The sequence below is a fragment of the Mesorhizobium sp. M0923 genome, from assembly GCF_040319365.1.
Taxonomy (GTDB): domain Bacteria; phylum Pseudomonadota; class Alphaproteobacteria; order Rhizobiales; family Rhizobiaceae; genus Mesorhizobium.
In genome coordinates, this window is record NZ_JAMYNW010000013.1 from 13,114 (window position 1) to 39,399 (window position 26,286).

At 61.9% G+C, this 26,286-nt stretch carries 21 protein-coding genes and 3 pseudogenes; 14 read left to right on the forward strand and 10 right to left on the reverse strand.

What is annotated here, in order from left to right; all coding sequences use genetic code 11:
• Window positions 1-352 precede the first annotated feature (352 nt).
• The 3 genes and pseudogenes from NKH89_RS21520 to NKH89_RS21530 all read left to right on the forward strand — a co-directional run bounded on the left by NKH89_RS21520 (window position 353) and on the right by NKH89_RS21530 (window position 3,217).
• Window positions 353-1,567 (forward strand): NAD-dependent formate dehydrogenase, encoded by a 1,215-nt coding sequence (locus tag NKH89_RS21520; RefSeq protein ID WP_352516209.1) that lies wholly within the window; start codon window positions 353-355, stop codon window positions 1,565-1,567.
• A gap of 38 nt (window positions 1,568-1,605) precedes the next feature.
• A pseudogene (locus NKH89_RS21525) lies at window positions 1,606-2,019 on the forward strand (tyrosine-type recombinase/integrase); the annotation flags it as partial.
• A 4-nt stretch (window positions 2,020-2,023) separates the two neighbouring features.
• Window positions 2,024-3,217: an IS91 family transposase gene (locus NKH89_RS21530; protein WP_502896925.1), complete on the forward strand. Its 1,194-nt coding sequence runs from the start codon at window positions 2,024-2,026 to the stop codon at window positions 3,215-3,217.
• A 419-nt stretch (window positions 3,218-3,636) separates the two neighbouring features.
• On the opposite strand, the gene NKH89_RS21535 is transcribed toward NKH89_RS21530, so the two are convergent.
• A complete protein-coding gene (locus tag NKH89_RS21535) occupies window positions 3,637-6,492 on the reverse strand; it encodes an ATP-binding protein (protein ID WP_352516210.1) in 2,856 nt (951 codons plus the stop codon).
• 226 nt (window positions 6,493-6,718) lie between these two features.
• Here NKH89_RS21535 and NKH89_RS21540 point away from each other — a divergent pair, with 226 nt between their 5' ends.
• From NKH89_RS21540 to NKH89_RS21570, 7 genes are all read left to right on the forward strand, one after another.
• Complete coding sequence (locus NKH89_RS21540; protein ID WP_352909864.1) at window positions 6,719-8,080, forward strand: epoxide hydrolase family protein; 1,362 nt, start codon at window positions 6,719-6,721, stop codon at window positions 8,078-8,080.
• An 87-nt stretch (window positions 8,081-8,167) separates the two neighbouring features.
• The gene (locus tag NKH89_RS21545; protein ID WP_023722324.1) at window positions 8,168-8,596 is read left to right on the forward strand and encodes a DUF6130 family protein; all 429 of its coding nucleotides are present in this window, start codon (window positions 8,168-8,170) and stop codon (window positions 8,594-8,596) included.
• Complete coding sequence (locus NKH89_RS21550; protein WP_352909867.1) at window positions 8,593-9,873, forward strand: epoxide hydrolase family protein; 1,281 nt, start codon at window positions 8,593-8,595, stop codon at window positions 9,871-9,873. Before NKH89_RS21545 ends, NKH89_RS21550 begins: the two co-directional genes overlap by 4 nt.
• Before the next feature lie 37 nt (window positions 9,874-9,910).
• Window positions 9,911-10,567 (forward strand): VOC family protein, encoded by a 657-nt coding sequence (locus tag NKH89_RS21555; RefSeq protein WP_031195072.1) that lies wholly within the window; start codon window positions 9,911-9,913, stop codon window positions 10,565-10,567.
• 72 nt (window positions 10,568-10,639) lie between these two features.
• Window positions 10,640-11,758: a redoxin domain-containing protein gene (locus tag NKH89_RS21560; protein ID WP_023722327.1), complete on the forward strand. Its 1,119-nt coding sequence runs from the start codon at window positions 10,640-10,642 to the stop codon at window positions 11,756-11,758.
• Window positions 11,759-11,852: 94 nt separating this feature from the next.
• The gene (locus NKH89_RS21565) at window positions 11,853-12,821 is read left to right on the forward strand and encodes an alpha/beta fold hydrolase (protein ID WP_502895824.1); all 969 of its coding nucleotides are present in this window, start codon (window positions 11,853-11,855) and stop codon (window positions 12,819-12,821) included.
• Window positions 12,822-12,876: 55 nt separating this feature from the next.
• Window positions 12,877-13,296, forward strand: coding sequence for an Ohr family peroxiredoxin (locus NKH89_RS21570; RefSeq protein ID WP_352496626.1), 420 nt, complete (start codon window positions 12,877-12,879; stop codon window positions 13,294-13,296).
• A 365-nt stretch (window positions 13,297-13,661) separates the two neighbouring features.
• Here NKH89_RS21570 and NKH89_RS21575 read toward each other — a convergent pair whose 3' ends face one another.
• The 8 genes from NKH89_RS21575 to NKH89_RS21610 all read right to left on the reverse strand — a co-directional run bounded on the left by NKH89_RS21575 (window position 13,662) and on the right by NKH89_RS21610 (window position 22,424).
• Entirely contained in the window at window positions 13,662-15,590 is a 1,929-nt protein-coding gene (locus NKH89_RS21575) for an adenylate/guanylate cyclase domain-containing protein (RefSeq protein ID WP_352484987.1), read from the reverse strand.
• Window positions 15,591-16,233: 643 nt separating this feature from the next.
• Window positions 16,234-16,938 (reverse strand): GntR family transcriptional regulator, encoded by a 705-nt coding sequence (locus NKH89_RS21580; protein WP_023722328.1) that lies wholly within the window; start codon window positions 16,936-16,938, stop codon window positions 16,234-16,236.
• A 102-nt stretch (window positions 16,939-17,040) separates the two neighbouring features.
• Window positions 17,041-17,781, reverse strand: coding sequence for an aspartate/glutamate racemase family protein (locus NKH89_RS21585; protein ID WP_352484980.1), 741 nt, complete (start codon window positions 17,779-17,781; stop codon window positions 17,041-17,043).
• Window positions 17,782-17,789: 8 nt separating this feature from the next.
• Window positions 17,790-18,512, reverse strand: coding sequence for an ABC transporter ATP-binding protein (locus tag NKH89_RS21590; RefSeq protein ID WP_023722330.1), 723 nt, complete (start codon window positions 18,510-18,512; stop codon window positions 17,790-17,792).
• A gap of 2 nt (window positions 18,513-18,514) precedes the next feature.
• On the reverse strand, window positions 18,515-19,294 hold the full coding sequence (locus tag NKH89_RS21595) for an ABC transporter ATP-binding protein (protein ID WP_352909871.1): 780 nt from the start codon (window positions 19,292-19,294) through the stop codon (window positions 18,515-18,517).
• A gap of 4 nt (window positions 19,295-19,298) precedes the next feature.
• Window positions 19,299-20,273: a branched-chain amino acid ABC transporter permease gene (locus tag NKH89_RS21600; RefSeq protein WP_352791664.1), complete on the reverse strand. Its 975-nt coding sequence runs from the start codon at window positions 20,271-20,273 to the stop codon at window positions 19,299-19,301.
• A gap of 5 nt (window positions 20,274-20,278) precedes the next feature.
• A complete protein-coding gene (locus NKH89_RS21605) occupies window positions 20,279-21,145 on the reverse strand; it encodes a branched-chain amino acid ABC transporter permease (protein ID WP_352909873.1) in 867 nt (288 codons plus the stop codon).
• 76 nt (window positions 21,146-21,221) lie between these two features.
• Window positions 21,222-22,424 (reverse strand): ABC transporter substrate-binding protein, encoded by a 1,203-nt coding sequence (locus NKH89_RS21610; RefSeq protein WP_031195079.1) that lies wholly within the window; start codon window positions 22,422-22,424, stop codon window positions 21,222-21,224.
• A 190-nt stretch (window positions 22,425-22,614) separates the two neighbouring features.
• Between NKH89_RS21610 and NKH89_RS21615 the strand changes: the two genes are divergently transcribed.
• Window positions 22,615-22,923 (forward strand): DUF4143 domain-containing protein, encoded by a 309-nt coding sequence (locus tag NKH89_RS21615; RefSeq protein WP_352909875.1) that lies wholly within the window; start codon window positions 22,615-22,617, stop codon window positions 22,921-22,923.
• Between the two features lie 102 nt (window positions 22,924-23,025).
• Here NKH89_RS21615 and NKH89_RS21620 read toward each other — a convergent pair.
• Window positions 23,026-23,325, reverse strand: a pseudogene (locus NKH89_RS21620) (diacylglycerol kinase); the annotation flags it as partial.
• A gap of 663 nt (window positions 23,326-23,988) precedes the next feature.
• Here NKH89_RS21620 and NKH89_RS21625 point away from each other — a divergent pair.
• The 3 genes and pseudogenes from NKH89_RS21625 to NKH89_RS21635 all read left to right on the forward strand — a co-directional run bounded on the left by NKH89_RS21625 (window position 23,989) and on the right by NKH89_RS21635 (window position 26,197).
• Entirely contained in the window at window positions 23,989-24,663 is a 675-nt protein-coding gene (locus tag NKH89_RS21625) for a protein-L-isoaspartate(D-aspartate) O-methyltransferase (RefSeq protein WP_023722337.1), read from the forward strand.
• A gap of 668 nt (window positions 24,664-25,331) precedes the next feature.
• Window positions 25,332-25,456, forward strand: a pseudogene (locus tag NKH89_RS21630) (IS6 family transposase); the annotation flags it as partial.
• A 303-nt stretch (window positions 25,457-25,759) separates the two neighbouring features.
• A complete protein-coding gene (locus tag NKH89_RS21635) occupies window positions 25,760-26,197 on the forward strand; it encodes a hypothetical protein (protein ID WP_352909879.1) in 438 nt (145 codons plus the stop codon).
• Window positions 26,198-26,286: the final 89 nt, after the last annotated feature.

Sequence of the window (26,286 nt, forward strand, 5' to 3'; positions counted from 1 at the left end):
GGGATACAGAAGTCTGCGAAGTCGGAGCCTGTCAGTGATCATGATGCACGGTGCCGAACCTCGGCAATTCTGAAGTGTCCGCATCAAGCATTTGTTGTCAGCAAACCGTGCGCGCGGTCTGAAATAAAGGAACTCGAACGCTGCACCAGTGCCGCCCGCAGCACTTGAAACCATGCCCGGGTCTTCCATGTAATACGCAATAGCGCACAACTTTCCGAATGAGGAAGCGCCGGCAGATGAGTCTGCTCCCCACCAGCAATTCAATAGAGCATCGCCGTGCCGACCATCGTTGGCCGGCAGCGTTAACAACAGAGCGTTTTCCTCTTCGTTGTCAGACGAAGGGAGATACACAATGGCAAAGGTCGTTTGCGTCCTCTATGACGATCCGGTCGACGGCTATCCGACAAAATATGCGCGGGACGGCTTGCCGAAGCTCGACCGCTATCCCGGCGGCCAGACACTTCCCACGCCGAAGACCATCAACTTTGAACCAGGGGTCTTGCTCGGTAGCGTGTCGGGCGAACTCGGCCTGAGGAAATTTCTCGAAGGCGCGGACCATAGCCTGGTAGTAACCTCGGACAAAGACGGTCCCCACAGCATTTTTGAACGCGAACTCGTTGACGCCGAAATCGTGATCTCGCAGCCGTTCTGGCCGGCATATCTGACCGAAGAACGAATAGCCAAGGCAAGCAGACTGAAGCTTGCGATCACCGCCGGCATCGGATCCGATCATGTCGATCTTCAAGCCGCCATGGACCGTGGCATCACGGTCGCCGAGGTGACCTACTGCAATTCGATCAGCGTGTCCGAGCATGTGGTCATGATGATCCTGGGGCTCGTGCGCAACTACATCCCGTCCTACCAGTGGGTCGTGAAAGGCGGCTGGAATATCGCCGACTGCGTCGCACGCTCCTACGATATCGAGGGAATGCAGATCGGAACCATTGGCGCCGGCCGGATTGGCAGCGCAGTATTGCGCCGGCTGAAGCCGTTCGACGTCAAGTTGCACTACACCGATCGCCACCGACTGCCTGAGGCGGTCGAGAAAGAACTCGGCGTCACCTTCCACCAGGATTCCGCATCCATGGTCGGCGTCTGCGACGTGGTCACGATCAATGCACCTCTGCATCCGGAGACGGAGAACCTCTTCGACGAGACGATGATCGCTAGGATGAAACGCGGCGCCTATCTGGTGAACACGGCGCGCGGCAAGATCTGCAATCGTGACGCCATCGCCCGCGCGCTGGAGAGTGGCCAACTCGCTGGCTATGCCGGCGACGTCTGGTTCCCGCAGCCGGCTCCCAAGGATCATCCGTGGCGATCGATGCCACATCACGGCATGACGCCGCACATTTCAGGATCGTCGCTCTCCGCCCAGGCGCGCTACGCCGCGGGTACCCGCGAAATTCTCGAATGCTGGTTCGAAGGCCGGCCGATCCGTGAGGAATATCTGATCGTCGATGGCGGCAAGCTCGCCGGCGCTGGCGCGCATTCCTACAGCGCGGGAGACGCCACCCGCGGGTCGGAAGAGGCGGCACGCTTCAAGGCTAGGAGTGATCCGCGCTAGATCGATTTCCGCTGAGCTCGACTCGGACGGGAAGAAGACAAGGGCGACGCAGGGACCGCAACGCCATGCTCTCGCCGCAACTGCTGGAACTGGTGCGTCTGTGGTGGCGCGAAGGCAAGCGGCGCGGGGTGATGCTCCCGCACGGCTGGCTGTTCCCAGGGCGCGGTTGCACGGCGCCGATCTCGTCGCGTCAACTGCATCGCGCGGTCCAGGAAGCAGCTGAAGTCGCCGGCATCCGCAAGCGCGTCAGCCCGCACACGCTGCGTCACAGCTTCGCCACCCACCTGCTCGAGCAGGATGTCGACATCCGCGTCATCCAGGTCCTGCTCGGGCACAGCAAGCTCGATACCACCGCGCTCTACACCAAGGTCTCGACCCGGACGATCCACGCGATCGCAGGGCCGCTCGACCGGCTGATGGCGCTGATGGAAGGCAAGACGCCTCCCGGCTGAACCGGTGCGCGCAGACCTGGAGGTCGCCGATATCTTCCGTGCTGCCGGCCCCGGATACCGGGTCGCCCACGCCGGGCATCTGAGCCTGCAGCAGCTCAAGGTCATGTCGGCGATCGAACACTGCCGCACCGCTGCATTGGGTGGTCATGTCGAAGCCTGCGCGGACTGCGGTCAATGGCGGATCGCTTATAACAGCTGCCGCAACCGGCACTGTCCCAGGTGCCAGGGCGCCGCCGCGCGTACATGGCTCGCCGAGCGCGAAGCCGACCTGCTGCCAGTCGGTTACTTCCACGTCGTGTTCACGCTGCCCGCCGAGGTCGCCGTCATCGCCTTCCACAACAAGGCGCTGGTCTATGACCTGCTGTTCAAGGCGGCATCGGAGACGATGCTGACGATCGCGGCGGATCCCAAGCACCTCGGCGCGCGCATCGGCATCACTGCCGTGATCCACACATGGGGCTCGGCAATGACACACCATCCTCATGTCCACATGATCGTGCCGGGCGGCGGCATCGCGCCGGACGGGTCACGCTGGATATCGTCGCGGCCAGCCTTCCTTCTCCCAGTCAAAGTACTGGGCAAGCTGTTCCGCCGTCTGTTCCTGACTCGGCTGGTCGCGCTGCACGACGCCGGTCGGCTCGCCCTCTTCGGATCGGCGGCTCACCTGGCCGACCGTCGGGCTTTCCTGCGTCATCTGAAGCCTGTTCGCAGCAAGCGCTGGGTGGTCTATGCCAAGCCGCCCTTCGCTGGGCCGGAAGCGGTGCTCGCCTACCTGTCGCGCTACACTCACCGGGTCGCCATCTCGAACCGCCGCCTGATCACCTTCGATGAGGCTGGAGTCACCTTCCGCTACAAGGACTATCGCCGCGATGGTGTCGAGCGCCAGCGCGCCATGACGCTTGCCGCCGACGAGTTCATCCGCCGCTTCCTGCTCCATGTCCTGCCGCGTGGGTTCCACCGCATCCGTCACTATGGACTGCTCGCCGGCTCCGCCCGCAAGGCCAGCCTCGCACTCGCGCGCAAACTGCTGGGCGTCGCTCCGCCGCCCGAAAACGACACTCCAGAAGAACCGGCTGACGTCCGCCCGCCTTGCCCTTGCTGCGGCGGGCGCATGGTGGTCATCGAGAGGTTCGAACGGTGGTGCCAGCCTCGTGCGCCGCCAACCTCACGAGCGCCGAACCGGGAGAACACCTCATGACCCGGCATGACCAAGTTGCTCGTACGACCGCGCCACGCCGGCGACGGTCAACGGGATGTTATGTGCACATTGCCGTCGAGCCGGTCGTCACGCACACCAATCCCGTCGGAATCAACGCTCCAGGCTCTGCGACCGGGCCCGGAAGCCGCTTCCACGACATGCCCACCGCATCCTATGCGGAAGTTCGCCCCAGGCGCTGGCACGCTCCGAAACACAAATCTCCATAGGCCGTCGTCTGCGGCCCGCGGGTTCCTGCATGAGAGACTTTCGTACGCCTGACGGCACCCGAAACCCTTCAGCATGTCGGTCATTCAGCCAGCCACTCCTGTCCTCCCGAAGCCGACATTAATAGTGCCCACACCACCGTCGAAATTGCGCCGAGAGGGGACGACACCATTAGGAGAAGTGGCATTGAGGCTCTACCTCAGTGTCGCCAGCAGGTGTTCGGCAGCCCCGACATCCGCCGTATTCAGGCTCTCCACAAAATACGCCGCAACCGACTGCAAGAGCTCGCGAGCGCTGTTGATCTCCCCGCGCCCGGCCATCAGCGTCGCCATGTCGATTGCGGTTCGCAACTCCCATGCCCGTGCGCGCTGACTTCGGCTCAACTCCAGTGCCTGCATGAGGTAGGCGGCAGCTTCATCACGGTTGCGCTCCGACTGGAGAAGGAGGCTTCCCTTCATCCGTAGCAACTCCGGGAGGTACAACTGGTCGCCGTTCTTTTCGACTTGACCAAGCGACTCGTCGATCAACGCAATGGCTTCATCAACCTGACCGATCGCGGACAGTCCCCTAACTAGCGAGAGGTTGAGCGGCGTCGTGAGCAATTCATAAGGCGCCGCGTGGAGCTTCCGAAGAGATGTCTGCAGGCCCTCGACGCCGCTTTTTGCATCGCCCTGACGGATCGCGACTTCGCTTTTGAAGCCCCGACCGACCAGCAGGTAAGGAGTCATGGAATGGGATTCCGCGCGGGCGATGAGCATATCTATGTACGCCTCGGCGCTCTTCAGGTCACCGGTCCACAGGAAGACCGATATCGCCCAGATCAACGCGATCGCCAACGTTAGAGAATGATCCATGGCGGCAGCCTCTTCGACGGCCTGTCGGGCGTGTGCCATGGCTTGGTCCGGATGGCCTTGTAGCCAAAGGTTCCTCGCCAGGATGGCCCTGGCCAGGATTTTGCCTTCGAAGCCCAGATAGATCGTCGTGGTCCGCTGGGAGCGCGGCCCACGGTCGAGCGCCGCCTCCAGCTCTGCGCGGGCCTCCGCGAGGTCGCCTCGCAGGTGGAGCGAGATGCCCAGGATCGAGTGTGCCAGCGCGTTGACGACCGAGTCGTCCAAGGTCGCGGCTGTGGCTGAACAACGCCTTGCAAACTCAAGGGCGGTTGCGAAATTGCCCGTCCGCAGATGGAACATGTTGAGCGAACCCAACAGACGCACCCGGTCCAGCGGATCGCCGCGCTGCTCGGCGATCGCCAGGCTCCTCTCCAGAGCTACGCGCGCCCTGTCGCGTCCTCCCCGCATGAACATGAAGGACACGCCGAGGGCTGCCTGAAGATGCATCTCGTCAAGTCCGCCAAGGGCGGCATCGTCGAAAGCGAATATTGCTCTTTCAGACCAGCGATGACACTCCGGCAACAAGGACATTGCCAGGAAAACCGGCGCGACAGCGCTGGCGAGTCCGACGCCGATGTCGGCGTTTCCGCTGTCGCCGAAGCACCATTCCAGGGCAGCCCGGACATTGTTGATGGCGGCGAAGTGGGGCGCCCGCTCCTCACCGGTCGCCAGGCTTGGCCACTCGATCCCGGTCTGCTCCAGCCATCTCCGATAGTAGGCGGCGTGGCGCACTGCCAGATCGGCAGCCTCGGCGTCATCGATCCGGATGTCGAGAACGTAGGCGCGCGTCGTATCGAGGAGCCTGTAGCGCATCATTGCTCCAACCGGACGCGTCGCCACGATCGATTTGGCGACAAGACTGTCCATGGCGCCAAGGACGGTCGATCGGTCGAGGGTCGCGCTCGTCACGACCTCCAGGGCGGCATCGAGCGTGAAATGACCGACGAATACAGCGAGCCTGCGAAGCACCACGCGCTCAACGTCGGTCAGGAGCCCAAAGCTCCAGTCTAGTGTCGCCTGCAAGGTCTGCTGACGCGGCGGCGCTGTCCGTGAACCGAGCCACAGCAGTGTCAGGCGTTGATCGAGAAGCGCGGCTGTCTGCTGCAGCCCATAGGATTCGACACGTCTGGCCGCCAGTTCGATCGAGAGCGCCACCCCGTCAAGCTTTCGGCAGATGCTTGCGATGATCAAGGCCTCGGCGTCGCCGACGTCCAAACGAGCGCCACCTGCCACCGCTCGCTCGACGAACAGCTGGGTGGCCGGGAATGTCTGGACGATGGCCGCCGTTAGCCCCGGTTCGTCGGGCGGAAACGCAAGCGCATCCAACCGGCAGATATGTTCGCCCTCGACCCGAAGCGCCTCGCGGCTCGTCGCCAGGATGTAGACCTGTGACGCCGCATCGACGATGCTCGAGGCCAGAGGCGCCACCGCATCCACGAGATGCTCACAGGTATCGAGGATCAAGAGAATCCGCTTGTTGCGCAAGTAAGCGATCAGGTTGGGCGTCGCATCCTCTGTTTGAACCGTTAGTCCAAGCATCGAGGCGACGGCTGTCGTCACCAGACCGGGATCGCCGATCATTCCCAGATCGACGAACAAGACCGCCCCTGAAAATGCTTCGATCAGGTGATGCCCGACTGCGATCGCGACGGTGGTTTTGCCGACGCCACCGGCGCCAACGATGGTGACGAACCGCGAAGCATTCAGCTGCACCGACAGCTTAAGAACATCCTCGTCCCGTCCGACCATCCGGCTCAAGCGGTTTGGAAGATTCGCGTGCGGAAACTCAGCGGCAATGAATAGGGCTTCGTCGCGTGGGCTGTTTAATCGCAAAACCGGCGCAACGAAGCAATAGCCCCGCCCCGGAAGCGTCGCGATGTACCGCGCGCCATCCTTTCCATCGCCCAGCGCCCTGCGCAGTCCGGTCATGTGGAACCGCAGGCTGCCTTCCTCGACGACGACATCCGGCCAAACCCGCGACATTAGATCTTTCTTGCTGACGACTTCATTCGGTGCAGAGGTCAGGACTATGAGAATGTCGATGGCGCGCGAACCCAACTCTACGGGAGCGCCTTCTCTTGTCAGGAGCCTTTCACCCGCAGCAAAATGGAAAGGGCCAAACGACAATCTGTCTTTGGCTTGTATTCCCGTTTTCGTCATGGCGTCTTCTTTTGGAGCCGCCTGCACCCAGCGCCGCAGTTTAAGTCAAGGAGCGCTCCTGCACCATAGGGAGTCTCACAGTCTAGGCGCCTCCTATCTGCTCAAAAAAGCGGCAGGCTGGCAGCGGCTAACACAAGCTCACGACGCATAACGGGCTAATCCCGCCTCCTGGGCGTAGTTCAAGCTACGTAGATAGATCGCAAACCCATCAACCCAGGAGAGACCCATGGACACGACCAGAACCTCCGAAGCAATCGACCAGGATCGCCGGCGACTTTTGGGCACTGCGGCGGCCGGCATCGCCGCCGCCGGCGCGGCAAGCCTGCTCCCGTCGCAATTGGCCGCCGCATCCACGAGCGATGCCATCCGCCCTTTCTCCGTCAGTTTCCCGCAGGAGGAGATCAATGAGCTGCGCCGGCGCATCGCCACCACGCGCTGGCCCGAGCGCGAACTCGTCTCCGACGAGGCGTCCCGGCGGATCTGGTCGACCCCAGCAACTGTAGGGCCAACGCAGGGCGTGCAACTCGCCACAATGCAGAAGCTCATGCAGTACTGGCGAACGGAATACGATTGGAGCAAGTGCGAGGCGCAGTTGAAGGCGCTGCCGAATTTCGTCACTGAGATCGATGGGCTCGACATCCACTTCATCCATGTGAAGTCTAAGCATCAGGGCGCCCTGCCTGTCATCATCACGCACGGCTGGCCCGGTTCGGTCATCGAACTTTTGAAGATCATCGACCCGTTCACCAATCCCACTGCGCAGGGAGGCACGGAGGCGGAGGCGTTCGACGTGGTGATCCCGTCGATGCCGGGCTACGGCTTTTCCGGCAAGCCCACCGAAACCGGTTGGGATCCCGGGCGCATCGCGCGGGCGTGGATCGTGCTGATGAAACGCCTTGGCTACGACCGCTACGTCGCGCAGGGCGGCGATTGGGGAGCACTCATCACGGAACAGATGGCCCTGATCGCACCTCCCGAGCTGGTCGCCATCCACACGAATATGCCGGGGACCATTCCGCCGGAGATCGTGAAGGCGCTGGCCTCCGGCGGTCCGCCCCCCGCTGATCTTGGCCCCGACGAGAAGCGTGCCTACGAGCAGGTAGCGTTCTTCTACCAAAACGGCCTGGGCTACGCCAACGAGATGGCTCTTCGTCCGCAAACGCTCTACGGGATCGTCGATTCACCGGCCGGCCTGGCGGCGTGGATCCTCGATCACGATGCGGACAGTTATGCGCTGATCGCCCGCTCCTTCGATGGAGAGCCGGAGGGCCTTACCCGCGACGACATCCTCGACAACATCACGTTCTACTGGCTGACGAACACGGCGATCTCGTCGGCACGTCTCTATTGGGAACATACGCAAACGGCGAAGGCCGGCTTCTTCGACGCCAAGGGCATCACCATTCCCGTCGGTGCGACTGCGAACCCCAGTGAAATCTACACCGCACCGAAGAGTTGGACCGAACGCGCGTTCCCGAAGCTTCTGCACTATGGCCGCACGGACAAGGGCTGCCATTTCGCCGCCTGGGAGCAGCCGAAGAGTTTCACCGATGAGGTGCGCGCAACATTCAAGACGTTGCAGACATGACGTGTTGGCGGGGGATGGCGCGCCGGACGCTCGTCATCTTCCGCCCAGCGATAGCTGCGTAGCGAACCTCCGAAGGGAGCGACTGCAATGAACCCCCTCATCAAGACGCTCACCGCACTCGCGGTTTGCACCGTGCTCGCCACGGGCGCGTTTGCCCAGAGCACGGTCGTTCCCATCGACAACGAGCCCGCATCCAAGCTGATCGTGGAGCCGCCGCTTCCGGGTCCGTTGGCCAACGGCGTCGTGTTCATCCCGTACCGGGTAGAGAACTTGCGCATCCTGCCTGTGGGCGGGGCGGCCGCGCGCAACGTGTCTCCACGGGTCGGGCATCTGCACGTCACCGTCGACGACCTGCCTTGGGCGTGGGCGGACTACGGTCAGAGCAACACCATCATCTTGGTTGGCATGCCAAGCGGCCAGCACAAGGTGCTGATCGAGGTGGTGGATCCCGAAGGCAAAGTCTTCACCAAACAAACGGTGACGTTCCACACTCCGGACAAGAAGGTGCAGCCATGAGGCTCGACCAACTGGCGGCCGTGCTGGCATTCGGGCTTTGCACCCTTTCCGCGCCCGCCTCCGCCAACCCGGTCGAGGATCGCTCGATCCGGCCCTTCAAAGTCTATGTGCCGCAAGCGCCGCTCGATGATCTTCGCAGTCGCATTGCGCAGACAAGGTGGCCCGACCGGGAGACGGTCGATGACCAGTCGCAGGGCATACAGCTCGCGAAGATCAGGCCGCTCGTCGAGTATTGGGGCACGGCCTACGACTGGCGGACAGCGGAAGCGAAGCTGAATTCCCTGCCCCAGTTCATGACGACGATCGACGGAGTGGACATCCACTTCATTCACGTTCGCTCGAAACATCCCAATGCCTTGCCGCTGATCATGACGCATGGCTGGCCCGGCTCGGTGCTGGAACTGCTCAAGACCGTCGGCCCTCTCACCGATCCCACGGCGCATGGCGGTAGCCCGGAAGACGCGTTCGACCTCGTACTGCCGTCGTTGCCGGGTTTCGGCTTCTCCGGCAAACCCACAGATACCGGCTGGGGTACAGACCGCATTGCACGAGCCTGGGCAGAGCTGATGAAGCGCCTTGGCTACACAGATTACGTCGCCCAGGGCGGCGACTGGGGCTCTCCCGTTTCGAATGCAATGGGACGTCTGGCCCCGGCAGGCCTGCTCGGCATTCATGTCAACCTGCCGGCTGTCGTACCGCCAGAGATTGCCGCGGTGCTCGCCGCCGGCGGACCGGCGCCGGCGGGGCTCATGGACAAGGAGCGCGCGGCGTTCGATGCGCTCAGCATGGCCGCCAAGATGGGGAACAGATCCTACGCCACGATGATGGGCACCCGGCCCCAGACGATCGGTTACGCCATCAATGACTCCCCCGCAGGGCTCGCCGCTTGGATGCTCGGGCATCCGGGCTTTTCGGGCTGGACCTACGACAAAAGCGACCCCGAAAAGTCGCCTGACGAGGTGCTGGACGATATCACGCTGTACTGGCTGACGGACACCGCCACCTCGTCCGGGCGAATTTACTGGGAGTACGGCGGCGGGCGCAGTCCCGTTTTTGCCGGCCCTGAAAAGACCAGCGAAGTCTCGCTGCCGGTGGCCATCACGGTCTTTCCGGGGGAAGGCTATCAGGCCCCCGAGACGTGGGCCCGGCGCGCCTACCCCAACCTGATCTACTTCCATGAGGTCGACAAAGGCGGCCACTTCGCCGCGTGGGAGCGGCCGGAGCTCTTTTCTGCCGAGTTGCGCGCCGCGTTCAGGCCGCTGCGGCAAACCAAATAACCACCTCACTCGAAAGGAACGACAAATGTCTCAAACCATGAAAACGCCCCGTGACGAAAAGCACGAAACTGCGACCGGGACCCTCAAAAAGCAGGCGCTCGACATGAAGCTCGAGGTCGTGGTCATCCCCGTCTCGGACGTCGATCGCGCCAAGAGCTTTTATATCGGCCTGGGCTGGCGGCTCGACGGCGATTTCGTCGTCGGCGATACGTTCCGGGGTGTGCAGTTCACACCTCCGGGCTCGCCTGCCTCGATCCACTTCGGCACGGGGGTCACGACGGCGGAGCCCGGCTCGGCAAGCGGGCTTTATCTTGTCGTGTCGGACATCGAGGCGGCGCGCGCCGAGCTCATTGGCCACGGCGCCGAGGTCAGCGAGGCGTTTCACCGCACAGGTCCCGGCAAGCCGGCGGTCAAGGGGCGCGATCCCGAGCGGCGCAGCTACTCCTCGTTCGCGACGTTCAAGGACCCGGACGGCAACGAATGGCTGCTGCAGGAAATCACCACCCGCTTTCCCGGCCGGATCGACACCACGACCTACGCTTCCGGAGCGGATCTTGTTGCCGCGCTGCGACGCGCGTCGGAGGCCCACGGCGAGCACGAGAAGCGCAACGGCGGCCAGCGCGATGAGAACTGGCCGGACTGGTACGCGGAATACATGGTGGCTGAGCAGGCCGGCAAAGAGCTTCCGCTCTGAAGGATTCAGCGCGCAGCGCGCCGCTGAACCGTCTGCGCGGCGATATCGATCGAAACTGAAAAGGCGTCGTCGATGAAAGCAATTAAGCTGCTCGTCGCCGTGGCGCTCGCAATGGCAATCGGGGCTCCGATTGCCAGTTTTCTGGGAGACACGAATGTGGCTCAGCCGATACCCTCCGCACCGATGAGGGTTCCGTTCCTTCACGGACTTTCCTCCGACCAGTTCGAGAGTCAATCCGAGCTTGCTTCGCTTGGCGTGGCGCACGAGTGGATAAATTCGCCGCCGCTGACGGCGTCGGCTTTGCATGGCAAGGTCGTCCTCATCGATTTCTGGACCTACACCTGCATCAACTGGCTGCGCACGCTTCCCTACGTTCAGGCCTGGGACGAGAAATACCGGAAGCATGGTTTGGTGGTGATCGGAATCCACGCGCCGGAGTTCTCGTTCGAAAAAGACCTGAACAACGTGCACCGGGCGGTGAAAGACCTGGGGATCGATTACCCGATCGCCGTCGACAACGACCATCTCATATGGCGGGCTTTCAGCAACCAGTACTGGCCGGCACTCTATTTCGTCGATTCGCGGGGACGCGTCCGGTATCACCACTTTGGCGAGGGCTCATACCAACAGTCGGAAATGGTCATCCAGGAATTGCTGACTGAGGCTGGCGCCGGCGGATTCGACCGTGAGCCTGTGTCGGTGGATGCCCGCGGCATCGAGGCCGCGGCCGATTGGGAGACCCTCAAGTCTCCGGAAAATTATCTCGGCTACGAACGCACCCAGAATTCTGCCTCCGGCGGTGAAGCGGTCTTGGACGCGCCGCACATCTACGACGTGCCGGCGCGACTACGCCTGAATGAGTGGGGGCTGTCTGGCAGTTGGACGGTAAGGAAAGAAACCGCCGTACTGAACAAGTCCGATGCCCGCATCGCGTACCGTTTTCACGCGCGCGACCTTCATCTGGTCATGGGTCCGGCAGCGCCGGGAACGTCTGTGAGATTTCGCGTGCTGATCGACGGGCAGCCGCCAGGCACGGCTCACGGCATCGACGTCAATGAAATGGGCGAAGGCGCAGTGACAGAGCAGCGCCTGTACCAACTGATCCGACAATCGAAACCCATCGTCGATCGCCAGTTCGAGATCGAGTTTCTCGACTCAGGCGTGGAGGTCTTTGCATTCACGTTCGGCTGATCGCCCGCGCAAGGATAGAGGTTCCCAAATGCATTCGCTCAATATCCCCGATGAAATCGACCAAGATCGCCGTCGGTTCTTTGGCGCCGCCGCGATGGCTGTCGCCGCCACTCAGTTCGGCCTGATCGGCCCGGCACAAGCGCAACAGACGACTGGAGAGCCTGCGGCGTCCTTTGGGCCCTTGAAGCGGATCGAGGCCGGCGTGCTGAGCGTCGGCTATGCGGAACTTGGACGGACCGACGGCCCGCCCGTCATCCTGCTACATGGCTGGCCGTATGACATCCACACCTATGCCGATGTCGCTCCTCTGCTGGCAGCGAAAGGCCACCGCGTGATTGTTCCCTACCTGCGCGGATACGGCACGACCCGATTCCTGTTGGACGACACGATGCGCAACGGTCAGCAGTCAGCGATTGCCGCGGACATTGTCGCCCTGATGGACGCACTGGGCATCGAAAAGGCGACGATTGGCGGCTGCGACTGGGGCGCGCGCACCGCGAACATCATTGCCGCACTATGGCCTGAACGCTGCAAGGCGATGGTCTCGGTGAGCGGCTACCTCATCGGCAACCAGCAAGCCGGCAAGCTGCCGCTGCCACCCAAGGCCGAGCTGCAATGGTGGTATCAATATTACTTCGCCACCGATCGCGGCCGCGCCGGCTACGAGAAATACACACGAGATTTCACCAGGCTGATCTGGCAACTCGCGTCGCCGCGGTGGAATTTCGACGATGCCACATTCGAGCGCAGCGCCGCAGCCTTCGACAATCCCGATCACGTGGCCATTGTGGTCCACAATTATCGCTGGCGGCTCGGACTCGCCGCCGGCGAGCAGCAATACGACGCGTTCGAGGAGCGACTCGCGCAGGCACCGGTCATCGGCGTGCCGACGATCACCCTCGAAGGCGACGCCAATGGCGCGCCGCATCCGGACGCCAGCGTATACGCCACGATGTTCCCGGGCAGATACGCGCATCGGGTCGTCACCGGCGGCATCGGGCACAACCTGCCCCAGGAAGCGCCGCAGGCCTTTGCCGATGCCGTTGTCGAAGTCGACGCCTGATCGAGTTCGCGGCAACCGCCGAAGCGGCGGTTACCGCTACCAGCAAAGAATGCCCATGAGCCACATCACAAGGGTTGTCTATACGGCCAGGACCGCAACCACGGGCAGTCGCGAAAATGGCGCCTCGCGCAGTTCCGACGGCCTTCTGGACATCTGGCTATCGACGCCTGGATCGGCGCGCATCGGCACCAATCCGGAGCAGTTGCTCGCGGCCGGCTGGTCGGCCAGCTTCGCAAGCGCAATCGCATCTGCGGCCCACGAACGAAAAATCGCGCTGCCTGCAGGGATGAGCATCGAGGCCGAGGTGAATCTGAACTACGGAGAAAACGGCCACTTTCTTAACGTCCAACTGGATATTGCCGTGCCGAGTCTGGAGCGCGATGTGGTACAAATTCTGGTGGATGAAGCGCACGAGATTTGTCCTTACTCCAAAGCGACACGGGGCAACATCGATGTCGTAATGAGGATCGTCTGATTTGACCTAAATCGCTCTTCGGCGTTGAAGCTTTTGGCACCTCGCTCCCAGTCTGTTCAGGGTCAGATGATGATCATGCCCACATCGACGTGAATGTCCGCTTTCGATATCCACGGGCTCGAAGCTGCCGATCCGTTGTCGGCCCATTCCTGACATAATCGCCACTGCTCAGAAAATCACTTGCTCAGCCGGCTTCCACCGTAGGGATACTCACTTGAGCGTTTGACCCTGAGTTCTTCGTTCGCTAGCGGGAGCCTCGCGCGGCGTCACAACCATATGTGTCATCGCCTCCAACCTTCGGCGACAGCGCCCGCCAGTGCCGGGGTGATTCGCGGCTCACGTCTCCCTTTTGCGCCGAGCTTGTTCTATGGCTGCCCGAGAGGCTGCGCCTCCCCCGCCTCGCATTCCGGCAGCCGCACAGGTTTGGCGAGTTTTGCCAGCGACCCGGTCTTGGCGCACGCCGGGAAGCCGGCTAGCGGCATTGTCTCGATGAAACGACCGCGCTCCGTCTTGCTCAAGCTGAATTCATTGACCATGCCCTCGACGGTCAGGTCCGGATACCGTTTGAGGGTTTCCCGGACCGAAGCATTCGCCTCATCGATTCGACCCAGAGCCGCAAAGGAGCTGCTACGCACCACCCAACCCCCTTTGCCGTAGTTATCGGGCGTCTTGCGCTCCAGCATCTTCAAGGCGTCCTCATAGCGACCAGCCATAAAATAGGCAGTGGAGTAGAAAGCAGTTGCCCACATCGGGTAATTCGGGTCGAGCCGTATAACTTGGTCGACCAACTGAGCGCCGCGTTCGGGTTCGTCGAAGCCTGCCGCAAAGCCGGAATAGAATGTCAGGATTTCGGCCGAACCCGGAGCGAGGCGGAGGGCCGTGTCCAGCTCGACCTTGGCGCGGGCGTTGTCGCCCTTGTCTTTGAGGCTCATGCCAAAAACGGCGTGCGCCTCGGCGTCGCTCGGATCGAGCCGCACCGCGCGTTCGGCTACATCGGCAGCCGCCTTGATCTCGCTCTCGGGATTGATACCGAAGCCAGCCAATATGTTATGAGCATGATAAAGTTCCACCCAGGCGCGGGCGAACCCCGGGTCCAGCTCGACAGCGAGGTTGAGCAGCCTGATGGCCTCCTCCTCATCCGCTACGGTAATCTTTTCAATCCTTTCGGTTCCGAGCAGGTAGTAATCATAGACAGTCAAGTTGTCCGGCCGTTTACGCTTCGCTGCAGCCCGCCCCGCGCCTTGAATCAGCCCCACGCCGTTGCCGAGGCGGTTGGTGACCTGCTCGGCGATCTCGGTTTGAACGGCGAATACGTCTTCAGCAGGCCGGTCCCATCGCTCCGACCACAGATGGTTGCCGGTTTTTGCATCGATCAGCTGCGCGGTGATCCGCAGCCGACCGCCCAGGCGCTGGATCGAGCCTTCCAGCACATAGCCGACGTCGAGCGCACTCGCGACCTGGCGGACATCCAGCGACTTGCCTTTGTACGCTTGCGTCGAATTGCGTGCCACGACGTCGAGTTCGGGAAACTGCGCGAGATCGGTGATGATGTCTTCGGTGAGGCCATCGGCCAAACGCCCGGTGGCCTCGTCGCCGCCATAATTATTGAAGGGCAGCACCGCGATCGACGGCTTGGCCCCCAGTGGCGCAGGCTGAAAGACCCACCATGTCCCTCCACCCGCCAGAGCCAGCACCACGATGGCCGCCGCAGCCGTCCTGGCCCAGCGCGGCATCATTCCGAGAAGCGGGCGGCGCGCCGGCTTGCCATCGAGCCTCAGCCGGTACATCCGCACGGGGCGATTGATATTCTTGACTTGCTGCTCGCCAGCGAAATCGAGGGGCCAATCAAGCTTGCCCTGCAGATGGTCAAAGGCCGTGCCCGATACGATCACGCCGCCCGGGTCAGCGAGTTGCTGCAACCGAGCGGCGATATTGACGCCGTCGCCATACACATCGCCATCCACGAGCGCCACATCGCCAAGATTTATCCCGATGCGGAACACAATCCGCTCATGCTCCGGCAGTCCACCATTGCGAACGGCCACAGCTTTTTGAATTTCGGCTGCGCAGATTACCGCATCGACCACGCTGTCGAAGACGACAAGTGCGCCATCTCCTAATAGTTTGACAATTCGACCCTGGTGCAGAGCGATCGCCGTATCGGTTACGTCGGCCCGGATAGCTCTCAGGCGTCCGATGGTGCCAGCTTCGTCAATTTCGATCGCCGTTGAATAGCCGACCATATCCGCTGCAAGGATCGCCAGCAGTTTCCGGTTCAATGGAGGGACGATCATCATCCGGCCCCGGACCCAACATGGCTAAAATTGTACACCTATCGCGGCGCCCTGACGAGCCCGCCCGGCCAAAGCCAGGAGGTCGTCCATTAGCCCCAGTGGTCCGAAAGGTCGCTTCTGGCGCACAGCGGTCAGACGGGGCTGGACGCAAGGGCCGGCTATCTTGTCCAGTCATCTTGAAAGCTGACAGTCCGGTTCCGGCCCCTTCCAGGCATTCACAATGCCGGTCGATCGCCGATCTGACCGCCAGAGGCTGTTGACGTCGAAAACACATAAGCCGCTAGATGTTCCCCTTTTGTGCTTCCAAAGTCGCATAAACAGACAGTCTGGAACTGGCCTCTCGCGAGGGCCATGGACCGATCGCATCAGGTCGTATCTAAAGGCCGTAAGAAAAACCGGCAGTTTGCCAATCCTTGCTGCGACTGCGTGCCTCAAGCTCTGATCGGCGCATTGCCCGTCCGTTGTGCGGCAGCAGGAGTAGCCGAAGCTGGAGGGCAGCGCCGCGGACTCAACGAGCGCTACTGTTATGACGGCAGGAACGAAGAAGCAGTCCTCATGGACCGATGCATGCTATGCATTGCTTCGATCACGCCCAGCACGTGCGGACATAGGCGAACTCCGGCGAAGAGTTTGACAGCGGAGATCAGCGCAAGATGTCCGACAGGCTCTCGGGCTTCTTCTCGCCAAGCGACAGATCAAGGCCCGACAGAAGGTCGATGAGATGACTTTGCATCAGGTCGGACGCGTTTTTTGCGTCGTGCTTTTCGATGGAATCAACGAGGGCGTGATGGGCGTGGCTTTCGCAGGTGGTGTCGCGGCGGCGCCAGTAGAGCGCGATGATCAGCGACGACCGCGACAACAGGTCCTTGACGAAGCCGGTCAGGATCGAATGGCCGGCGATTTCAGCGATGCCGACATGGAATTTTGCCGACAGCATTATGGCGTCGCTGTCGCGGCCGGCATGCAGGGCCTCGTGCTCTTTTTCGAGATGAAGCCGCAGTTGCGCGATCTCGGCCGGCTTTGCCACTTCGGCGGCAAGCGCCGCGACCTTGGGCTCGATCAGCGCTCGCGCTTCGAACACCTCGCGCGCTTCCTGCTTGGTCGGCTGGGCGACGAACGCGCCGCGGTTCGGCTCGAGCCGAGCCAAGCGGTCATGCGACAGCGCCTGCAGCGCCGCGCGTATCACCGCGCGGCTCACCGAATAGATCGAGGCGAGCTCGTCCTCGGGCAGCTTTGTGCCCGGTGCGAGGCGGTGGCTGACGATGGCGTCGCGCAGGCCGGCATAGACCGGAAACCAGCGCATCGTCGGCTTGTCGCCATCCCGTGTCTTTGGTCCAAGCAGGTCCATCGTCTCATTGTCCCGGCGGCCGGATCGCATAGCGGCGCGAACACCGCGTTTCCGGCCGGACATCGAACATCCTGTGTGGGAATGTCAACAATTTTGCACGCATCAGGATACACGGCCGGAGGGCGAAAAGGACGCAAAGATTCCGGCGAAGGACTTTTCGAGTGGAACCTGGTAGCCGCCGCGCTTCGAGGTCGACAGGCCAAGGCTGACGAGGCTCTCGCAGAGTTGTACCGCGCAGGCGACGCCGTCGAGCACAGGAAGGCCATGTTCGCGGCTGAGCGCGGCGGCGAGGTCGGCCATGCCGGCGCATCCCAGCACAATCGCTTCGGCCCGGTCGTCGCGGATGGCGCGCTCGATCTCCTCCGAAATTCGATGGCGGGCGTTGGAGCCGGGCACTTCGAGCTCCAGAACGGGAACGTCGCTTGCCCGCACCCTAGCGCAGCGGCTGGCGAGGCCGTAGCGCACCAGATTGTGCTCGATCGCCGGCACCGAACGCGACAGCGTCGTCACCACGCTGAACTTGCCGGCAATTAGGCTTGCCATGTGAAACGCCGCTTCGCCGATGCCGACCACCGGCATCTCGCCGACGCAGCGTACTGCGTCGAGGCCAGTGTCGTCGAAGCAGGCGATGACGCAGGCGCTCGCCGCCGGATATCTCTGGATCTCGCCGATCATTCCCGGGATGGCGAAGACCTCGTCGAAATAGCCTTCGACGCTCGGCGGCCCGTCCTTCGGATTGACGGCGATGATCCTGGTGCCGGCCGAAGCCGCGCCGCGCGCCGCCTCGCTGATCTTCTCGGTCATGGACGCAGTGGTGTTGGGATTGACGACGAGTATGTCCATTTGCGCTTTCATATTTCGCCGCCGAGATAGAGTTTCTTGACCCGGTCGTCGCCAAGCAGCTCAGCCGAATGTCCGGCCAGCGCGATCTTTCCGGTCGTCAGTGCGTAGGCGCGCTGCGAGATGCGCAGCGCCATGCGCGAATTCTGCTCGACCAAGAGAACGCTGACCTTTTCGTCGCGATTGATCGCCACGATGGAGCGGGCGATGTCCTGGACGAGCTTCGGCGCGACGCCGAGCGAGGGTTCATCGAGCAGCAGAAGCTTCGGTTTGGCCATCAGCGCCCGCCCGATCACCAGCATCTGCTGTTCGCCGCCGCTCATCGTGCCCGCCGTCTGGGAATAGCGTTCCTTCAGGCGCGGAAAGCGCGCGAGCACCATGTCCAGCGTCCTGGCGATTTCGGCCTTGTCGGTGCGGGTGAAGGCGCCCATCATCAGATTGTCGCGCACCGTCATGTAGGAAAAGACGCGCCGACCCTCCGGCACCATGGCGATGCCCATCCTGACCAGCTCGTCCGGGCGCGTTCCGTCGATGCGGTGGCCCCGGAAATGAATCTCGCCGCTGCGGACTTTCTTCAGGCCGGTGATGGCGCGCAGGATCGAGGATTTGCCCGCGCCGTTCGCGCCGATCAGCGCGACGGTCTCGCCCTCGTTGACGTTGAGCGACACGCCCTTCAGTGCATAGACATGGTCGTAGTAGAGTTCGATGTCGGAGACTTTCAGCAGTTCGCTCATGGCTAAAATCCGATCGTCTCATCTTCGACGCCGAGATAGGCCTCGATGACCTTTTCGTTCTCCTGGATTTCCTTCGGCGTTCCCTCGGCGATTTTCACACCGAAGTTCAGGACGACGATGCGGTCGGAAATGTTCATGACGGCGGGCATATCGTGCTCGACCAGCAGGACAGTCACGCCGCGCTTCCGCACGCCGCGCACCATCTCCACCGCGCGCACGGTTTCGTCATGGTTCATGCCGGCGAAGGGCTCGTCGAGCAGAAGCACGGTCGGGTTGGTAGCGAGCCCGATGGCAATCCCGAGCGCGCGCAGATGGCCGTGCGGCAGCGTGCTGGCGATCTCATGCCGTTGCGTGCCGAGATCGAGGAAGTCGATGATCTCGTCGGCCGAGCGGCCGAATTCATCCTCGTCGCGCCGTGCGGTGTTCGTGCCGAGATAGAAGCCGGCAAGGCTGGCATTGGAACGCAGGTGATGCGCGATGATGACATTGTCGCGCACCGTCATGCCCTTGAAGATCGTCGTCTCCTGGAACGTGCGCACCACGCCCTTCCGGGCGACGATATGCGGCGCCAGGCCTGAAATCCGCTCTCCCCGGAATAGCACTTCGCCCGAGGTCGGATTGAGGAAAGAGGAAATCAACTTGAACAGCGTCGACTTGCCGGCGCCGTTGGGGCCGATGACGGAGAGGATTTCGCGTTCGCGGACCGCGAAGGAAACATTGTTGACCGCGACCAGCCCGCCGAAGCGTTTGTTCACGGCCTTGATCTGGAGAAGCTCAGTCATGGTCCTAGCCCTGCTTCTTGCCGAACAGCCTGAGGCTGAGCAGGCCGTTGGGAAGGAACAGCATCAGCGCGATCAGCACCGAAGAGAAGATCAGCAACTGGAACTCGCCGGTCTCGAACAGGAAATCCCAGCCGAAATAGAGCACGAAGGTGCCGATCATCGGCCCGAAGACGTGGCCGAGCCCGCCGAGGAAGCAGTTCAGCATGAAGTTCACCGAGTCGGTGACGGTGAAGCTCGACGGATAGATCGACTGCGAGATGGCGACGAACATCGCACCGCCGAGACCGCCGAGGAATGAGGAGAAGGCGTAGGCGATAACGCGCAGATAGGCGATGTTGACGCCGATCGAGGAGGCCAGTTCCTCGTTCTGCTGCAACGACTGGCAGAGTTTGCCAATGCGCGAATGGACTAGGCGATAGAGCGCCGCAAAGCACAGCGCCATCAGCACAACCGACACCAGATAGAAGGCGGGACGCGGATTGGCGAGCGTCGCGAAATCTGGAAGGATGGTCAGCCCGAAGATTGAGATGCCGCCGGGGAGCGGAATGCTGACCATGCCCTTGGCTCCGTTGGTGATCGGCAGCGCCAGCGCGAGCAGCCGCGCCACTTCGGTCAAAACCAGCGTGACCATGGCGAAATAGACGCCGCGAAGCCTGAGGATGGGCAGTCCGATCAGCACGCTTGCAGCGGCGCAGAATAGCCCAGCCAGCGGCAGTGTCAGCCAGAACGACACACCGTACTGGACGACAAGAATGGCCGAAACATAGCCGCCCATAAGCGCGAAGGCGCCCTGGCCGATATTGATGCGGCCGATGTAGAAAGTCACCCACACCCCGGCGCTGGCGATGCTGAGCAGCGCGACCGAGGTCAGCGTGTAGTAGAGGTCGAGCCGACCGGTCGCCTCGATCAGCCAGGGCACGCCGACGAGTACGACCAGCAGGAAGACAGCGACGACGAGGATGTTGCGTGTACGCTTCATGTCCATCATCCCCACGGCTTGCCCATGAGTCCGTTCGGGCGGATGCTCAGGAACACCATCAGCGCGGCGAAGATGACGAGATAAGTGACGTCGCCATATTGGCGTAGGACCGTCAGGCCGACCGATTCCATCATGCCGAGGATGAAGCCGCCGGCGATCGCTCCGCTGACCACGCCGGCCCCGCCGATCATCACCATCAAGAACGCCTTGATCGAGATCGGCCCGCCGATGCCCGAATTGACGCCGGTGATGGCGACCAGCAGCCCCCCGACTATGCCGGCAAGCATGGCGCTGAGCGCAAAGCCGATCATCGAATAGCGGTCGACCTCGACGCCCATCAGCTGCGCCGCGACCCGGTCCTGCGCCAGCGCCCGCATGGCGCGTCCCGGCTTGCTGTACTGCATGAAAAGCACGAAGGAGGCGATGAACAGTATGGCGAGTGCGCCGACCAGCAGCCGGTCGTAAGGCATTATGAGGCTGTCGGAGACGAAGACGCCTTTGACGATCTTCGGCACGCCGCGCTGCTTTTCGCCGAACAGGAGGAGGATCACGGCGTCGAGGAAGAATGCGACCGCCGCCGCGAGAAGCATCGTACTTTCCTCCCGCACGCTTCGCTTAATCACCGTCCTGAAAAGGAATTTCTCGACAAGCGCTCCAATGACCAGCAGCGTGACCCCGGACGCGACGAGCGCGACGACGAAAGGCATGCCGAGCTGGCCATAGACGGTGTAGGTGACGAAGCCGCCGAGAACGTACATCTGCCCATGGGCAAAGTTAAGCACGTTCATTAGCGCGAAGATCAGGGTCAGACCGAGCGCGATCAACGCGTATTGCGCGCCAAGATAAAGCCCGTTGGCGATGACTTGTTCCATCAGGATGGTTCCGGCCGTTCAGAGGCTGAAGACGAATGCTCGAGTCTCTGCGGCAATCCGCTTCAGTGCAGTTGCGTCAATCGACTTGAGCGACGAAGAGCGTCTCGAACTTGCCGTCGCGGTATTCCGTGACCACCATCGGGACCGAAAGCTGGCGCTTCTGGCCAAATGACGTCATTCCGACATAGGTCAGCTTGGCATCGTCCTTCAGATAGGGATTGGGCGCCGAGAAAGTGTCGATCGTCTTCTTGAACTCCTCGACATTGTCGATCGCGGCCGGGTTCGCCTTCAGCGTCTCGATGATGTATTCGAGCGCGTAGACCTTGGTGTTGGACTCGTCATTGTATTCGCCGAACATTTTCGTATAGCGTTCGACGAACTCCTTCATCGTGTCGGACGCGATTTCGGGCGTCGATGCGCCGCCGACCGAGATGAAGCCGTTGGCCAACTCGCCCGCGCCCTCTTCCAACACCTTGGCATCCTGCGCCGTTTCGGTGGAGATCAGGCCTTCGTAGCCGAGCTCGCGCGCGGCGCGGATCAGCAGCGGCGCATTGCCCGGCGCGACGCCCGAAAGCACCAGTAGGTCCGGTTTTTGCAAAACGATCGGCGTCAGTACCGGCGTGAAATCGCGGGTATCGTTTTGGTAGACATCCGTGGCAGCCACAACCTCGAGCCCGAGCGCCTTTGCCGCGGCAACACCGCCATCCCGCTGGCTCAGCGGATCGGATTCGTTGGCAGCGACAAAGGCAACTTTTTTCACGCCCCTGTTTTCCATGAGATATTTGTAGATCGCCGGAGCCGACTGGTAGTTGGCGATCATGCCGAGCACGGCGTTGGATGCCGGCGGGGTGTAGAGTTCCTTCGGGAATGCGTAGGGAAAATAGATGATGCCCTTGGATTCTGCCACGGGACGCACCGCCGCCGCGCCGTCGTCGACATTCGGACCGACGACATAGTGGATGCCCTCCTGGGCCATCTTCTCCATGCCGGCGATCGCCCGCTTCGGGTCCTTCTGGTCGTCGAAGGTGACGATTTTGACGTCATAGGTCTCGTCACCAATCTTCACACCGCCGGTTTCGTTGATCCAGGCGGCGCGCGTCTGCATCGAGCGGACGTTGGATGTGCCCCACGCAGCGGCCGCGCCACTCGTCACGCCGACAAAGCCGATCTTGAGTTCCTTGTTGGCGGCGTGCACCGCTATTGTGCCGCCGGCCATGATTGCCAGCGCGGAGACGGCGCCGCGCGCCGCGGATGTGATTATTGAACGTCTGTTGATCATTGTTCTTTCCCCTTTGGAGGCCGCGCATTGTCGCGACAGAACTCGACCGATACGCGGATTTTTGTGAGTGAAGGCTCAAATCAATCACCTGTCAACAAAACTTTATCAGATTGTTGACAATCTTGTGAGCGGCCGTAGACGAAGAACGTAGGACCGATCGCGGTTCGGTGCTTTGCTCGAGAGGTTCGTGGTGTCGGAATTCCTGAAGCTCGCATGGTGGTCAGAGCGACGGGTGTCTTTCTCACACTACCGGACCAAGGATCAGGACGAGGTCGGCGTCGTGATCGAGGATCGACGCGGTCGGGTCGTCGGTATCGAGGTGAAGGCCTCCGCAAACGGTTCCGCAGGACTTTCGGGGATTGCACCAGTTGCAGGAAGGAGTCCGCGATCGTTTTGTGCGCGGGCTGGTGCTGCACGACCATCACCGTGTGACGCCGTTCGGCGAAATAATTGCAAGCTGCACCGCTGTCGGTTCTGTGTTCGATGTAAAGTTGCATAAAATGCGGTCTGGAACTTGGGTCGCGAGGTGGTCTAAATAATCCCAGATCGATACGAGCCGAGCCTTCATTGGTCGCGGTGATTTCTGGCAACTTCGCCACCCCGTAAGCCATCTTGCATCGAACCAGCGGTCCGCCGGCCCGTCATAGGGCAGCCGCGTGACATCCCAGTGGCTGACGAAGCGCGCGTAGGCGTCCCAGACCGGTGGACCGCCGCCGATGAAGACGACACGGCCGGCAAAGCGCTTGAGCGTGTCCTCGGGATCCATACTGGAGCGAACGACGACAAGTTCCCGATCCGCGCGAGCAAAATCCGGAACGCTCGCGATCGTCTTGGGACCGGCGAGCAAGACGTGTCCTCTCGTGACGTCGAAAAACCGTGCAACGTCGGCTACGAACTCCGGCGAGCCGAAGCGATATTGGCAAACTGAAACGTCAGAGCGGGCATCGCGCAGATGCCCGCCACCATGGGTACGGATGCACGCAAGGGACCGAAGAAGCGCCGGCGACCCCCCACCGCTCGAAGAACAGGGGAGGGGCCAATAGTGCGAAACCCGCTTTCCAAGCCGTTTGCCGATCCAGAAGGACAGCCAGTCCCCCAGTGCCGCGCCAATGGCGGCGGCAAGCCATCACGAAATTCCGGTTCTTCTCAGCAGCGCCACGCGGGCTAACGCTGATTATCGTATGGCCGGCCTGCAGCGCGAATCGCGCTGCTGGCTCGCCCAGGTTCGGCCATCGTCAATCGCCAGATCACGCACGATCAGCACGGGATGGAGCCGGTGAACGACAGCGCAGGGTTCGGCGTCGTTTTGGCCTTCGGCCTATTGGTGCTCAATTGGCTGGCGATCCGCTATATCGATGTTGTCGCCTGGCTGGCGAGCTTCTGATGCGCACGCCGTTCCACCCCGGTGCGAGGAACGGGAGAGCACCAAGGACGGCGACGAAATAGCAGGGCGGTACAACCCGCCCCAACCGAAGCCGCGTTCTCGACGACATGGTTACTGTGACAAGACGAACAGGGTATAAGGTTATGAGGCAGCAGACTGGTTGAGGAGCGCCCCACCGTCATGAAGCCGATGAACGAAGAGCATCTCGCGGTTCTACGCAGGCACATGGTCGAGATGATTGCAATTCACACCGATCTTGCAAGCGAAGAACTTGGCAAGGCGGCGCTCGATGAGCGGGTATTGGCGGCGATGAGGCGGATACCGCGGCATCTCTTCGTGCCAGCATCAGTTGCGCCTTATGCCTACCAAGACATGCCGCTGCCGATCGGCTTTGATAAAACCGTCTCGCAGCCCTTCATCGTTGCTCTCATGACCGATCTCCTTGCGCCGCAACCGCACGAGGTAGTGCTCGAGATCGGCACCGGCCTAGGCTACCAAACCGCAATCCTCGCGGACCTTGCCGGGCAAGTTTGGAGCGTCGAAATCATCGAGGAATTCGCAAGCCATGCCGAGGCTCTCCTGCAGGGTCTCGGCTTCTCCAATGTCGGCATTCGTGTCGGAGACGGGTCTCGCGGCTGGCCTGAGCACGCCCCATTCGACAAGGTCCTGGTCACGGTGGCGGCTGAGCGGACACCGCCGGCTTTACTGAAGCAACTCAAGCCGGGAGGACGCTTGGTTCTGCCTTTGGGATCTGAAAATGCACAGTTTCTGACGGTCATCGACAAGGATGCGGCAGGGCAACTGAAGACTCGCAAACTCATCCCGGTTCGGTTCAGCCGTCTCGAAACGGTCTAATGAGGGGTGCGGCTGCGCGGAGCCGTGCTGGAAGATCAGGATAACGCGCGCCGCATCGATCACACAGGCGCTGGATGGCATCGCCGATCTTTTGACATCCATGCCGCAACGCCACTCGTCGAGCACGCCTGCCGCCGCCGGTCGCAGCCGCTGGCGATCATGCCGGCGCGGTCGTATTGCGCGCTTCTCAAAGACCCCTTATCCAGCCTACTGTGTGCCTGCCAGACGGCAAATGGGTCGCTCATCTGGGAAATGACGGCTAAAGGCTCAAGGAATTCGCCCAGTGGCCAACACGTAGCGGGCAGGAGGTAACGATGGATCTCAAGGACAGGCGCCTCTGGTACGGCGTGGTAGCCGTGATCGTGGTATTGGTCGTGATTGCGTATGCGGCGGGTTGGTTTGGCGGCACACCGATACCAGCGCCGCAGCAGTGAGAGCGATCGTCATTCTCGCTTGGCGGCAGCTGACTGCTCAGTCTCTAAAGGTCGAAGGAAGGGACACCTGATTGGCTGTTTCGCTGGTTCGGCTACCATCCTGACGACGCACAGCCTGGACCTTTTTGAGATGGCTTCCGCGCAACTTGTTGGTTGTTGGACGGACCGGTCCTTGGATCGCGCAATCCGCAACACTCCGCCATCGGGCCGGGTAACTTCGATAATGGTTTCGACACGGACAAACTGCGATCCTACGGAGTAGCCAGGCGCCAGGTCATGCCGGAAGTCGTACACTGGAGCCACAAGGGCCCAACGACCGGGCGGAGAACTCGCATCAGCCCGGCCTTCGGCGGTTTCGAAGCTAAACTGCCACTCGCTTGATCCCGCTGCCCGGCCAGCGATGGAGCCGGGCTACTCCAGCACAGACTCTGCCCGTCGATCACCTCGATCGGCACGGACTCCAGACCGACATCGTCGAACAGCCGCGCATTTGACCGCGTTCGCCAAATTAATGGCCGATCTTTGCGAAGCCTCCGCATTTTCGTGGGGGGAAGCCCTCCCAGCATCATCGTGATTGGACTTCACGATCGGTTGGAGTCACGCTGGCTGCAGGCATAAGAAGGATATGGGTGGACCAACTATCGTCCGAATAGGAGGCCAAAATGAAATACCAGACGATCGAGCAACTGCAGATCGTCGCCGAGATCGATCAGGCCTACCCGCGCCAGGCCATGTCGCGCAGCGAGCGTCTTGAACGCTGGGCGGAGCTCCTTGAACGGAACCCTGACCGGCGACTCTCGACGCTACACCAGACCGAGTATCAGCCGGTTAGATCACGCGGGGCCATGCGCGGCGACGGCTCGCCGATCTCAGTCGCTTTCGAGGATCCTGTCCTCCGCGCCGCCGGGTTGGAAAACGACAACTACGGCGAAGCGAAGCGGTTCTTCGAACTGACCGACAGGCAATTGCATGAGATCATCTGCTATTGTCATTTCGGCGCGACGGTGAGCGCCGTAACGGCCGCCCGTCACATCCGTGCGGCGATTGCCGGGAGACAGCCAGGCATGTTCGCTCGGATGCGTGAGGCGTTCGTCGGATAAAGCCGGAGCCGTTTCGCAGCATCATTTTTGAAGCGGCTCGCATGGAAAGCCGCCGCCGTAGCGCAGGCAAGCGCTCCCCACGCGGGGAG